The sequence below is a fragment of the Serratia sp. BIGb0234 genome (assembly GCF_024809915.1).
GTDB lineage: Bacteria > Pseudomonadota > Gammaproteobacteria > Enterobacterales > Enterobacteriaceae > Serratia > Serratia liquefaciens.
The window spans coordinates 165175-178330 of sequence record NZ_JANUEI010000002.1 but is presented as its reverse complement, the minus strand read 5'-3'; the positions used below and the strand labels follow the sequence as shown (position 1 = coordinate 178330).

The following is a 13156-nucleotide window of genomic DNA, read 5'->3' as shown; positions in this document are numbered from 1 at the left end:
AGCGCTGAATTACATCGGCAGAGAGATAGCGTGGCAGACGATTTCGCAACAGACGGCGCCCTGGCGCAGGCAATCAAGGGTTTCAAACCGCGTGAAGCACAGCGGCAGATGGCGGAAGCGGTCACCGAAGCCATTAATTTCAAGCAGGAACTGGTGGTCGAAGCGGGCACCGGTACCGGCAAAACCTACGCCTATCTGGTGCCGGCACTGCGGGCCGATCGCAAAGTGATTATTTCCACCGGGTCAAAAGCGTTGCAGGATCAGCTTTATGCACGCGATTTGCCCACCGTGGCCAAGGCACTGAAGTACAAAGGCAAGATGGCGCTGCTGAAAGGGCGCTCCAATTACCTGTGTCTGGAACGTCTGGAGCAACAGTCGATGGCGGGCGGCGAGTTGGCCGGGCAAACGCTGATCGATCTGGTCCATCTGCGCAAATGGTCGTCCATGACCAAAGAGGGCGACATCAGCAGTTGCAGCGACGTGGCGGAAGACAGCTTCGTTTGGCCGCTGGTGACCAGCACTAACGACAACTGCCTGGGCAGCGATTGTCCTTTGTATAAAGATTGCTTTGTGGTCAAAGCGCGTCGTCGCGCCATGGATGCCGATGTGGTGGTGGTGAACCACCATCTGTTCCTGGCCGATATGGTGGTGAAGGAGGGCGGCTTTGCCGAACTGATCCCTGAGGCCGATGTGATGATCTTCGATGAAGCGCATCAGATCCCCGATATCGCCAGCCAATATTTTGGTAAGCAACTGACCAGCCGTCAACTGCTGGACCTGGCCAAAGACATTTCCATTGCCTATCGCACCGAAGTGCGCGATGCCGCACAACTGCAAAAAAGCGCCGACCGCCTCAGCCAAAGCACGCAGGATTTTCGTTTGATGCTGGGAGAACCAGGGTTTCGCGGCAACCTGCGCGAGGTGCTGAGCCAGCCCAATGTACAACGCGCCTTGCTGCTGCTCGATGATGCGCTGGAGCTGTGTTATGACGTGGTCAAACTTTCCCTTGGCCGTTCGGCCTTGTTGGACGCGGCTTTTGAACGCGCTACGTTATATCGTGCCCGTCTCAAACGTTTGAAAGAGGTCAATGAACCGGGGTTCAGCTATTGGTATGAGTGCAACTCGCGTCACTTTGTACTGGCGTTGACGCCGCTGACGGTGGCCGATCGTTTCCGTGAGTTGCTGGATGAAAAACCGGGCAGCTGGATTTTCACCTCGGCAACGCTGTCGGTTAACGAGCAGATGGGCCACTTTACCGAGCGTCTGGGGTTGAATAAGGCCAAAACGCTGCTGCTGGCCAGCCCATTCGATTACGCCAAACAGGCCTTGCTGTGCGTACCGCGCTTTTTACCCTCACCAAACCAGCCTGGCGGCGCGCGGCAATTGGCACGCATGCTACGGCCGCTGATTGAAGCCAATAACGGCCGCTGCTTCTTCCTTTGTACTTCGCACCAGATGATGCGGGAATTGGCGGAAGAGTTCCGTGCCACCATGACCTTGCCGGTGCTGTTGCAGGGGGAAACCAGCAAGGGCCAGTTGCTGGCTCAGTTTGTCGAGGCCGGCAATGCCCTGTTGGTGGCGACCAGCAGCTTCTGGGAGGGGGTAGATGTACGCGGCGATGCATTGTCGTGCGTGATTATCGACAAACTGCCGTTTACCTCACCCGATGATCCGTTGTTGAAAGCCCGGATTGAAGACTGCCGATTACGTGGCGGCGACCCATTCAACGATGTGCAACTTCCGGACGCGGTCATTACCCTGAAACAGGGGGTTGGACGCCTGATCCGCGATACCGACGATCGCGGCGTGCTGGTGATTTGCGACAATCGGTTGGTGATGCGCCCCTATGGTGAAGTTTTCCTCAATAGCCTGCCGCCGACGCCGCGTACCCGCGATATCGCCCAGGCGATTGCCTTCCTGCAGGCAGATCGCTAGCGGATAGGCGTGACCCCAGGGCTGTGCTACAATGCGCGCCCTGTATGAAAAACCCTGTTTTTTTCCCGCCTGAGGTTGGCATGTCCACGCGAATTTTAGCGATCGATACAGCGACGGAAGCCTGTTCCGTTGCTATCTGGAATCAAGGCGAAATCCACGCCCTGTTTGAGCTGTGCCCACGTGAGCATACGCAACGTATTTTACCTATGGTGCAGCAGGTGCTGGCGGAATCCGGGGTCACCCTTGGCCAGCTCGATGCGCTGGCTTTTGGCCGCGGGCCGGGCAGCTTTACCGGCGTGCGTATCGGCATTGGCATTGCTCAGGGCTTGGCGCTGGGCGCCGACTTGCCCTTGCTGGGCGTTTCCACGCTGCAAACCATGGCGCAGGGCGCCTGGCGACTCACCGGGGCTGACCGTGTGCTGTCGGCGATAGATGCGCGTATGGGCGAAGTCTACTGGGGTCAGTTTGAACGCCAGCAGGACGGTAACTGGCTTGAAAGTGAAGGTGAAGCGGTACTTACCCCGGCGCAGGCGCTGGTGCGTGCGCAAGGTCTGCAAGGCCACTGGGCGCATGTCGGCACCGGCTGGCAAACCTATCCGGATTTGGTTGCCGGTTCCACGTTAACCCTGAGCGATGGGCAAATGTTGTTACCGCAGGCGGAAGATATGCTGCCGTTGGCGCTGCATGCCTGGCAACAGGGTTTGGCGGTGGTGGTAGAAAATGCCGAGCCGACCTATTTGCGTAATGAAGTCACCTGGAAAAAATTGCCGGGGCGCGAATAGCCGCAACCTATTGTGCTTTGGCGGCAATAGGGATAGGAATGATCTGCAACTTGCTCCGTGAATTGATGTCAAAGTTACAGCCATTTCAGGAGATTGCGACGATGTTAACCCGCACTGTTTGTAAAAAAATGTCGCTGCTGGCTATTGCCGGCAGCGTGCTGGCGCTGTCAGGTTGCGTAACCGTGCCTGATGCGATTAAAGGCAGCACGGCAACGCCGGTGCAGCAGCTGCCTTCGGTACAGAATGCGCCGAACCTGTTTGTCGGGGCTGAGGCTCGCTTTGGCGGTACCGTTGTGAACGTTGCCAATGAGCAGGGGCGCACGCTACTGGAAATTGCGGCCGTGCCGCTCGATTCCGGCGCCCGGCCGATATTGGGTGAGCCGTCACGGGGTCGTCTGATAGCCTCGGTTAATGGCTTCCTGGAACCGGTTGATTTTAAGGGCCAGTTAGTGACGGTAGTTGGGCCAATCACCGGCGTGAAAGACGGCAAGATCGGCATGACACCGTACAAGTTTGTTACCATGAATGCCACTGGCTACAAACGCTGGCATCTGTCTCAGCAGGTGATGATGCCACCGGCGCCGATGGGCCCCTGGGGCTGGCGTAGCGGTACCTGGGGCCCCGGTTGGGGCGTGGGGTATGGCTGGTACAACCCTGGCCCAGTGCAGGTGCAAACCATCGTTACCGAGTAATGCTTGCTTGTTGTTAAATTTTAATAGGGCGGCTCCGGCCGCCTTATTCTTTTGGCGTAGGGAATGACCGCCAATTAGTGACGTACATCGCAACCTGAATATTGTTTAAAACTCAAACTGGTCTGCTGAGTTAAAATATTGTTATGGTTTGGCTGCATATTTGGGGGCTGCGATGATGATAATGAATAATAATTTCAGGAGTAATACCTTGGATAAGGTCTGGTTAAAACGTTACCCGGCGGATGTTCCGGCAGAGATCGACGCCGATCGTTATTCATCTTTGGTCGAAATGTTTGAAAATGCGGTTCAGCGCTACGCAGATCAACCGGCTTTCATTAACATGGGTGAGGTGATGACCTACCGCAAGCTGGAAGAACGTAGTCGGGCTTTCGCGGCTTACCTGCAAAATGAGCTGGGGCTGCAGAAAGGCGACCGCGTTGCTCTGATGATGCCGAACCTGTTGCAGTATCCCATCGCGCTGTTTGGTATCTTACGTGCGGGTATGGTGGTGGTGAACGTTAACCCGCTGTATACGCCACGTGAATTGGAACATCAACTGAACGACAGTGGCGCAAGTGCTATCGTGATCGTCTCCAACTTTGCTCACACGCTGGAAAAAGTGGTGTTCAACACCCAGGTCAAGCATGTGATCCTGACGCGTATGGGCGATCAGCTCTCCGCCGCCAAAGGCACGCTGGTTAACTTCGTCGTCAAATACATCAAGCGGCTGGTGCCGAAATATCATCTACCGGCTGCCGTTTCTTTTCGCAGTGCGCTCCAGCGCGGGCGTCGCCAACAGTATGTTAAACCCGATATTATCAACACCGATCTGGCGTTCCTGCAGTATACCGGTGGGACTACCGGCGTGGCCAAAGGCGCTATGCTGACGCACCGTAATATGCAGGCCAACCTGGAGCAGGCTAAAGCTGCCTATTTGCCGCTGTTTCGTGAAGGGCAGGAGTTGGTGGTAACGGCGCTGCCGCTGTATCACATTTTTGCGCTGACGGTGAACTGCCTGCTGTTTATCGATTTGGGTGGGCGCAATTTGCTGATCACCAACCCACGCGACATTCCAGGGCTGGTGAAAGAGCTGGGCAAATATCCGTTCACCGCCATGAGTGGGGTGAACACCCTGTTCAATGCACTATTGAACAACGAGGACTTCCACAAGCTGGATTTCTCCACGCTGCGTTTTTCCGTCGGCGGCGGCATGTCAGTACAGAAATCGGTGGCGGACAAGTGGGAGAAAACCACCGGTAAGCACTTGCTGGAAGGATACGGCCTGACGGAATGTGCGCCGCTGGTCTCCGGTAACCCTTACGATCTGAAACACTACAGCGGCAGTATCGGTTTGCCTGTACCCTCGACGGATATTCGGCTGGTGGACGATAACGGTCAGGACGTGCCGGTTGGTGAGCCGGGTGAACTGTGGGTCAAAGGACCGCAAGTTATGTTAGGCTACTGGCAGCGGCCGGATGCCACCGATGAAGTATTGAAAGATGGCTGGCTCGCGACCGGCGATATCGTTACAGTGGACGATATGGGCTTTGTCCGCGTCGTCGACCGGAAGAAGGACATGATCCTGGTTTCCGGGTTTAACGTATACCCGAACGAGATTGAAGACGTGGTCAGTCAGCATCCGAAAGTATTGGAATGCGCGGCGATTGGCGTGCCGAATGAGGTAACCGGTGAGACGGTTAAAATTTGCGTGGTGAAGAAAGACGCTTCGCTGACCAAAGAAGAGCTGTTGACCCATTGTCGTCGGCAGCTTACCGGGTATAAAGTGCCTAAAATTGTTGAGTTCCGTGACGAGTTGCCGAAGTCTAACGTCGGTAAAATTTTGCGGCGAGAACTGCGTGATGAGCAGAAAAAACCTGCAGCGGCCGATGCCGCCTAGGTTATCATCCACGCCTTACAGATCAACAACGCCGGTGAATGCCGGCGTTGTTGTGTTTGAATCATGAAAGCGACCAAGAGAATGACGTTTTGAACTATCAGTTGATCACTACCGATGCCGGATTGCAGCAGGTCTGCGAGCAGGCGAAAAAGCATGCCCAGATAGCGCTGGACACCGAATTTGTCAGAACGCGCACCTATTATCCGCAGTTAGGCCTGATTCAGTTATACGACGGTGAACAACTCTCCCTGATTGACCCCCTGCCAATCAAGCAATGGCAGCCGTTTATCGAGCTGCTGAGTAATACTCAGATTGTGAAGTTCCTGCACGCCGGCAGTGAGGATCTGGAAGTGTTCCTCAACGCGTTCAAAACGCTGCCGACTCCGATGGTGGACACCCAAATTCTGGCGGCCTTCACCGGTCGACCGCTGTCTTGCGGTTTTGCGACCCTGGTGGCGGAGTATATGCAGGTGGAGTTGGATAAAAGCGAAGCCCGCACCGACTGGCTGGCGCGTCCGCTGACGGAAAAACAGTGCGTCTATGCGGCGGCTGACGTGTTCTATCTGCTGCCGATGGCCAAACGCCTGGTTCAGGAAACTGAAGAGGCCGGTTGGACGGCTGCCGCTAATAATGAATGCCTGTTGCTATGCCAACGCCGTAGCGAGACGCTGGCGCCAGAATTGGCCTACCGTGAAATCACCAATGCCTGGCAACTGCGTCCGCGTCAGTTGGGCTGCTTGCAGAAGCTGGCTGAATGGCGCCTGCGTCAGGCGCGTGAGCGCGATCTGGCGGTAAACTTCGTGGTACGTGAGGAAAACCTTTGGCAGGTGGCGCGACATATGCCGACATCGCTGGGGGAATTGGACTCTCTGGGCCTGAGCGGTCCGGAAATTCGTTATCACGGTAAAACGCTGTTGGCGCTGGTGGCAGAGGCTAATGAGCTGGATGAGGCTGCACTGCCAGCAGCGCTGTCTAACCTGATCGATCAGCCGGGCTACAAGAAAGTGTTCAAGGATATCAAGGCGGCGATCGTCATTGTCAGTGAGCAAAGCGGGTTGAGCAGTGAATTACTGGCATCGCGCCGACAGATTAACCAACTGCTGAATTGGCATTGGAAATTGAAGGGTGCTGACAGCCTGCCAGAATTAATGAGCGGTTGGCGCGGTGATTTATTGGCGGCGCCACTGCAGGCTATTTTGAAGGATTATTAATCGAGTGGTAAAACTTGGGGCAGGGTAAGGAAACGCTGCTCCGATTATTTATTAGAAATAACCATAACAACACTTACCGACAGCATTTACTTTAAACAACACTGACGCAAGATTAATTGAGATTAATCCCAAAGGCTAAAAACGATTATTAGGCGTTTTTTATCTCAATAACTGGTTATGCATACAGTTACCCCCTGCAAGAAAATATACAGGGGGTAATTAGTGCGTCACACTCATTTAGTTACTTCTTCCGATTCCGGTAATGTCACGTTGAGTTCGAGTACCGAAATATCATCCCCTTTCTGCTCAAACTGCACGTGCAGCATTTCAGGGTCGATTTGAATATATTTGCAAATTACCGCCAGAATATCGCGTTTCAAATCAGGCAGATACGGGGGCTCACTGTCCCCGCGACGACGCTCTGCGACGATAATCTGCAGCCGTTCCTTGGCTATATTGGCTGTCTGCTTTTTGCGGGACAGAAAGAAGTCTAGTAATGCCATGGTTTATCCCCCAAAAAGGCGTTTCAGGAAACCCTTCTTCTCTTCTTCAATGAAGCGGAAGGGGCGTTCTTCCCCTAACAGGCGGCTAACGGTATCGTCATAGGCTTTGCCGGCATCCGACTCGGCGTCGAGGATCACCGGTTCACCCTGGTTGGATGCACGCAGTACGGATTGGTCTTCCGGGATAACGCCGACCAATGGAATGCGCAGAATTTCCAGCACGTCTTCCATGCTCAGCATGTCGCCACGGCTGACGCGACCTGGGTTGTAGCGGGTCAGCAGCAGGTGTTCCTTGATTGGCGATTCGCCTCTCTCGGCACGGCGAGATTTGGAAGACAAAATGCCCAGAATACGGTCAGAGTCACGTACCGAGGAGACTTCCGGGTTGGTGGTGATGATAGCTTCATCAGCAAAATACAGCGCCATCAGTGCGCCGGTTTCGATGCCCGCCGGAGAGTCACAAACCACAAAATCAAAATCCATTTCGCCCAGGTCGTTGAGGATCTTCTCAACGCCTTCGCGGGTTAACGCGTCTTTGTCACGCGTTTGCGAAGCTGGCAGGATAAACAGATTTTCGGTGCGCTTGTCTTTGATCAACGCCTGATTCAGTGTGGCATCACCCTGAATCACGTTAACGAAATCGTAAACAACCCGGCGTTCGCAGCCCATGATCAGGTCAAGATTACGCAGGCCGATATCGAAATCGATCACTACGGTTTTCTTTCCTTTTTGGGCTAAACCGGTAGCGATGGCCGCGCTTGAAGTGGTCTTGCCAACGCCCCCTTTACCCGATGTAACAACAATAATGCGTGCCATGAAATGGATTCCTTGTCAAAAGGGCTTAATTTAAAGGTTGTATGGTTAAAGCGTTATCCAACAGGCTGAGTCGTACTGCCTGCCCGACATAGTCGGACGGGATTTGGTCGCTCAACCAGTACTGCCCTGCGATAGAGACTAGCTCAGCACCCAGGTGCGTGCAAAAAATCTGGCACTGTGTATCACCTGATGCACCGGCCAGCGCACGACCGCGCATCATGCCGTAGACGTGAATGTTGCCATCGGCAATTAATTCAGCGCCGGCGCTAACGCTGCTGGTCACTATCAGATCGCTGTTGCGGGCATAAATTTGTTGGCCGGAACGGACAGGGGTACTGATGATGCGCGTCTTGGCGGGGGCGTTGGGATCCACCACCGGGGCTGGCGCAGGCGCCGGTTCCGGTGTGGCCATCTTTTGGCCTTTGCCTTCGTTCAGCAACGGCAGCCCGGCACGGGTTATTGCGCGTTTCTGCCGCTCATCTCTGCAACCGCTGATACCCACAACGCGCAGACCTGCTGCCGTGACAGCCTGTTGAAGTTCTTTCCAGTTTGCGTCGCCGTTCAGCGTTGCAACGTTGATAACAACAGGGGCGTTTTTCAAAAAAGCGGGCGCTTGCTCTACTTTTTCCAGTAACGCCTGACGTATTACCTCGGGTTCCGAATTATGCAAATGAACAACCGATAGGGTAAAACTGCTGCCTTTTAGCTCAATTGGCGATTGTGACATCTATCCTGACTCAGTCTCAGCAACTTTAAATCCCCGGAATACCAATCGGGGTGCGATATTCCGAAGTACTATAAGCATGTTATAGTCAGAGTTATATCCAGGCAAGACGCTGCCCCAATTAAATAGAGTTAAAAACATGCTTTGTGTGATCTATAGAAGTTCTAAACGCGATCAAACTTATCTTTATGTCGAAAAAAAAGACGATTTCTCCCGTGTGCCGGAAGATCTGATGAAAAGTTTCGGTACGCCGCAATTGGCAATGGTGCTTTCCCTTGAAGGGCGGGAAAAGTTAGCCTCGGCGGATATTGAGAAAGTGAAAGAAGCCCTGAAAGAAGAAGGGTTTTATCTTCAGGTCCCCCCGCCGTTGGAAAATTTATTAAACCAGCATTTGTCTGGCGACAAAAAATAACCTGCGAAGATGTAGGAGAGGCTGGAAGCGCTCAAAACTGATAAAGGAGCCGCGTGATGAGATTGTCGGCAATAACCCTGCTATCGACTCTGTTGACGTTAGGATGCACAGTCAGTCAGCAGGCGATGGCGCAAGGGGCCACATCGGCGTCGGAAGCTTCGTCGGGCACAGCTACTCCTGCGGCTCAGAGCCGACTCTCTGAAACGGGTCGCGATCCTGCGCAGTTCCCGGCCTATGTTGAACAGTTAAAGCGCCAGGCGCTGGCGCAGGGCATCAGCCCGGCGATTGTCGACAGTGCTTTCACCGACGTGCATTTTGTCGATCGGGTGATCAAGGCTGACCGTAATCAGCCGGAAAAGAAAATCACGCTGGACGACTACCTCAAGCGCGTATTGCCACCCGCCAAGATCGCACAAGGCCGTGCGCTATATCAGCAGTATCATCCTAAGCTTTCGCGGCTCACCGCGCACTACGGCGTGCCGGGACGTTATGTCGTGGCACTGTGGGGCATGGAAAGCGCCTTCGGCAAAATCCAGGGGCGTGAAGATGTGATATCTGCGCTCGCCACCTTGGCTTTTGAAGGGCGACGCGAGGCGTTCTTCAGTCAACAGCTGATGGCGGCGCTGCAAATCCTCGAGCAGGGTCATGTCAGCCGCGAGCAGTTGAAAGGCTCCTGGGCCGGTGCCATGGGGCAATGCCAATTTATGCCGACGTCGTTCCTTAACTATGCTGCGGACGGCGACGGTGATGGCCGCATTGATATCTGGAACAACGTTGACGATGTCTTTGCCTCTACGGCCAGCTATCTGTCGAGCGAAGGCTGGCAGCGTGGTGTGGGTTGGGGCAGAGAGGTCAGGTTGCCTGCCGGATTCAGCACCGAGGCTGTGGGGCTAAAGGATAGCCAGGCGCGCAGCGTCAATGAATGGCAAAAACGCGGGGTGCGGCGTCCGGATGGTTCAGCGCTGCCGCATTCCAGCCTGCGCAGTTGGCTGATCACACCGGATGACATGCAGGGCCGGGCATTCCTGGTTTATGATAATTTCCGCACGATTATGCACTGGAATCGCTCTTACTATTTTGCGATCGGTGTGGGTATGATGGCTGACGGTATCGGGCAATAGAAAAAGGCTGCGGTGCCTCCACCAGCGCGTGGAATAACGGGCTTAGCATGCTAAGCCCCTACATGATTGTAGGGAGAGGCGGTATGTATCAACATAGAGACTGGCAGGGTTCATTACTTGATTTTCCGGTAAATAAAGTGGTTTGCGTCGGCAGTAATTACGCCGATCACATCAAGGAAATGGGCAGTGCAACCTCGGCAGAGCCGGTAGTGTTTATCAAGCCTGAAACGGCGCTGTGCGATATTCGCCAGCCGGTGGCGATCCCCAAAGAGTTTGGTTCGGTACATCATGAAGTGGAGCTGGCTGTGCTGATCGGTACGCCGCTAAAGCAGGCTAATGAAGATCGCGTGGCGCGTGCCATCGCCGGATACGGTGTTGCGCTTGATCTGACGCTGCGGGAACTGCAGGCGGGCTTCAAGAAGGCGGGACAGCCTTGGGAAAAAGCCAAGGGTTTCGACGGTTCTTGCCCGATATCCGGGTTTATACCGGTAGCGGAGTTTGGCGATCCGCAAAATGCGGAGCTGTCCCTGACGGTCAATGACCAGGTGCGACAACAAGGCAATACTCGCGACATGATCACGCCGATCCTGCCGCTGATCAGCTATATGAGCCGCTTTTTCACGTTGCGCGCAGGCGACATTATCCTTACCGGCACGCCGCAGGGCGTCGGCCCGATGAGCTCTGGCGACATGCTGAAAGTCACCCTCAACGGTAAATCACTGACCACACGCGTGATTTGAAACCTGGGTAAAACGCAATAAAAAAGGCCCCGCAGGGCCTTTTTTTTCGGTGACGATAGGTCAAAACGCTTATTTACGGCCCAGCAAGAAACCGAAAACAATCCCGACGGCGGCGGCGATAGCTACGCCGGCCAGTGGGTTAGATTCAACCTGAGTCCGCACCGTATCGGCAGCATCTCGAGCCGCGTAACTGGCCTGAGAGGCATATTTGCGGGCTGCGCCTTTGACTTGATGATCCGGTGAGTCCGTTGCTTTACCAAAAGCTTCTTCAACGGCGCCGGCAGCTTCATTTACTTTGTCTTCTGCTTTCCCAAACATACTTGGTTCCTTATCTTCATTCAAAAGGCGAACATTAAACATAGCAGGGATATGCGCTTCTTGGCGGCAAAATGTGCTTTATGAGATGAATCTTACCCGTGAATAATGATGAACAGGGATATGGATGAGGGGGAAACGAAAGGATGATAGACCTGAGTTTTGTACGTATAATTAGACGATATGCTTGGTGTGTTTTATCCCTTTAAGTATCAAGGGTAACGGCCTGATAATACTGGCCGAAAATGTTGAATACCGTTGTTTTAAATAGCGTTTTTTTTAAGCGAACATATTGTTATCGCTATGATTATATTGTGTTTTCAGCCTTTCCATTTGGCTGGGATATCTATATAGTGCACCCTCAAAACCTGCTTGCAGGTTATCTATTCATTTACCTATACCGGACGCGAACATGTCACAAACCCCTTTTTGGCAACAAAAAACGCTGGCGGAAATGTCAGAACAAGAGTGGGAATCGCTGTGCGACGGTTGTGGGCAATGCTGTCTGAATAAGCTGATCGACGAAGATACCGACGAGATTTATTTCACCAACGTAGCCTGTAACCAGCTGAATATTAAGTCGTGCCAGTGCCGCAACTATGAGCGCCGCTTTGAGCTGGAAGAGGACTGCATCAAACTGACGCGTGAAAACCTCACTACCTTCGATTGGCTGCCACCGACCTGCGCATACCGTTTGATTGGTGAAGGCAAGCCGCTGTTTGCGTGGCACCCGCTGGTCAGCGGTTCTAAAGCTGCGATGCACGGGGAGCGTATTACGGTACGACATATTGCGGTGCGGGAAAGTGAAGTGGTGGACTGGCAGGATCACATCTTGAACAAACCGAGCTGGGCGAGATAAGGAAAAAAGCCCCTGCAAAGATGAGGGGCAAGACACACAACAACACCAGGGAAATCGTTAAATATTAACTTGCGGATATTATAGGGATTCTCTGATAAAACTTCATCAAAATATCGATGCAATAATGCATCGCTATGATGAATTTTTTTGTATGAAGTGAGTGGCGAGGAAAATCGTTGCGCCAGTATTTTTGTGAGGTAAGACCGAAAAAGTGAAGCGAGGCTTTCGTAGATAAGACATTTTACTCTTCTAACTTAATGTTATGTAAATTACGCGTCAAATCCTGCCCAGATGCTTCTTTTTAAACCTGATGTTAGGTAGTTTGAGCGCTCTCACGCTAAGTTTCGAGAGTAAAATAATGAAAATGATACGCCTGTTTGCCATAGCTGGAGCACTAATAGTGCTCGTTTATTACCTTACACATACCTAATCTCGCATTACCTCTGAAGATCATCAGTCACTCGATGAAAAACGGCGCCCTGAGGCGCCGTTTTTCATGCTGTCATGCTCAGCGGCCAAACAGATCGCGGCGGCGTGGGCGGACAAATTGTGCCAGCAGCACAACGATAGCAATCAACAAATAAGCTGCAAAGATGCCAACCAGCCACTGCGGCATTTCCAGCGTCAAAAATTCCCATTGGCGTACCGAACAGTCGCCTGATGCGTGGAACACCGCAGGCAGCCATTTGTCCAGCGGCAGCCAGGACGGGAAGCTGACGAAGAAATCGCAGGTATTAAACGGCGAAGGGTGTAGTTGGATCATGGTGTGTTTCCATGCCAGCTGCAGGCCTTCCCAGGCACTGTAAATCCACAGCAGAATAGCGGCATAACGCAGCGGCGTTTTCGGCGCGATGGCACCCAGCAGCGAGGCGCCGAGAATACCAAACAGCGCGCAACGTTCGTAAATGCACATGACACAGGGTTGCAGCAGCATTACATGCTGAAAGTAGAGTGCGACTAATTCCAGCGCCAGCGCAGTCAGGGCCATCAACAGCCAAGCACCGCGCCCCTGTGAGCAGCGGTTAAAGAATTGCAACATATATTTATTCTTCCATGCAGTAAGCAATTGAACTGGCAGTGTAAACCAATTCAACCCCGCTGCCAGCCACCTGAGCCGGATTCAGCACAAAAATAGTCGCTGACAGCGGA

14 protein-coding genes are annotated in these 13156 nt (G+C 53.4%); 9 read left to right on the top strand and 5 right to left on the bottom strand.

The genetic code is table 11. From position 1 onward, the window contains the following. The first annotated feature begins 30 nt into the window (after positions 1-30). From M2407_RS07830 to rnd, 5 genes are all read left to right on the top strand, one after another. Positions 31-1935: an ATP-dependent DNA helicase gene (locus M2407_RS07830; protein ID WP_046373351.1), complete on the top strand. Its 1905-nt coding sequence runs from the start codon at positions 31-33 to the stop codon at positions 1933-1935. A gap of 80 nt (positions 1936-2015) precedes the next feature. Further along, entirely contained in the window at positions 2016-2717 is a 702-nt protein-coding gene (gene tsaB, locus M2407_RS07825) for a tRNA (adenosine(37)-N6)-threonylcarbamoyltransferase complex dimerization subunit type 1 TsaB (RefSeq protein ID WP_259217520.1), read from the top strand. Between the two features lie 101 nt (positions 2718-2818). Continuing rightward, positions 2819-3409 (top strand): Slp family lipoprotein, encoded by a 591-nt coding sequence (locus tag M2407_RS07820; RefSeq protein WP_259217519.1) that lies wholly within the window; start codon positions 2819-2821, stop codon positions 3407-3409. 208 nt (positions 3410-3617) lie between these two features. Beyond that, positions 3618-5306: a long-chain-fatty-acid--CoA ligase FadD gene (gene fadD / locus M2407_RS07815; RefSeq protein ID WP_046373352.1), complete on the top strand. Its 1689-nt coding sequence runs from the start codon at positions 3618-3620 to the stop codon at positions 5304-5306. 89 nt (positions 5307-5395) lie between these two features. Next, a complete protein-coding gene (gene rnd / locus M2407_RS07810; protein WP_259217518.1) occupies positions 5396-6517 on the top strand; it encodes a ribonuclease D in 1122 nt (373 codons plus the stop codon). Between the two features lie 233 nt (positions 6518-6750). Here rnd and minE read toward each other — a convergent pair whose 3' ends face one another. The 3 genes from minE to minC are packed head-to-tail and all read right to left on the bottom strand — an operon-like array spanning position 6751 to position 8563. Further along, positions 6751-7020, bottom strand: coding sequence for a cell division topological specificity factor MinE (gene minE / locus M2407_RS07805; protein WP_012145482.1), 270 nt, complete (start codon positions 7018-7020; stop codon positions 6751-6753). A gap of 3 nt (positions 7021-7023) precedes the next feature. Further along, the gene (gene minD / locus M2407_RS07800) at positions 7024-7836 is read right to left on the bottom strand and encodes a septum site-determining protein MinD (protein ID WP_020827242.1); all 813 of its coding nucleotides are present in this window, start codon (positions 7834-7836) and stop codon (positions 7024-7026) included. 25 nt (positions 7837-7861) lie between these two features. Continuing rightward, positions 7862-8563 carry a septum site-determining protein MinC gene (minC, locus tag M2407_RS07795; protein WP_020827241.1) on the bottom strand — a complete coding sequence of 234 codons (702 nt, stop codon included), beginning with the start codon at positions 8561-8563 and terminating at the stop codon, positions 7862-7864. 136 nt (positions 8564-8699) lie between these two features. Here minC and M2407_RS07790 point away from each other — a divergent pair, with 136 nt between their 5' ends. The 3 genes from M2407_RS07790 (at position 8700) to M2407_RS07780 (ending at position 10833) form a co-directional block, all read left to right on the top strand. Then, positions 8700-8972: a YcgL domain-containing protein gene (locus tag M2407_RS07790; RefSeq protein ID WP_020827240.1), complete on the top strand. Its 273-nt coding sequence runs from the start codon at positions 8700-8702 to the stop codon at positions 8970-8972. Between the two features lie 56 nt (positions 8973-9028). After that, entirely contained in the window at positions 9029-10093 is a 1065-nt protein-coding gene (locus M2407_RS07785; RefSeq protein ID WP_130015441.1) for a lytic transglycosylase domain-containing protein, read from the top strand. Between the two features lie 83 nt (positions 10094-10176). After that, a complete protein-coding gene (locus M2407_RS07780; RefSeq protein ID WP_044551811.1) occupies positions 10177-10833 on the top strand; it encodes a fumarylacetoacetate hydrolase family protein in 657 nt (218 codons plus the stop codon). Positions 10834-10902: 69 nt separating this feature from the next. On the opposite strand, the gene M2407_RS07775 is transcribed toward M2407_RS07780, so the two are convergent. After that, the gene (locus M2407_RS07775; RefSeq protein ID WP_012145476.1) at positions 10903-11151 is read right to left on the bottom strand and encodes a CsbD family protein; all 249 of its coding nucleotides are present in this window, start codon (positions 11149-11151) and stop codon (positions 10903-10905) included. Between the two features lie 409 nt (positions 11152-11560). Between M2407_RS07775 and M2407_RS07770 the strand changes: the two genes are divergently transcribed. Next, the gene (locus tag M2407_RS07770; RefSeq protein ID WP_020827237.1) at positions 11561-12007 is read left to right on the top strand and encodes a YcgN family cysteine cluster protein; all 447 of its coding nucleotides are present in this window, start codon (positions 11561-11563) and stop codon (positions 12005-12007) included. A 508-nt stretch (positions 12008-12515) separates the two neighbouring features. Here M2407_RS07770 and dsbB read toward each other — a convergent pair. Then, positions 12516-13046 (bottom strand): disulfide bond formation protein DsbB, encoded by a 531-nt coding sequence (gene dsbB / locus M2407_RS07765; RefSeq protein WP_020827236.1) that lies wholly within the window; start codon positions 13044-13046, stop codon positions 12516-12518. Positions 13047-13156: the final 110 nt, after the last annotated feature.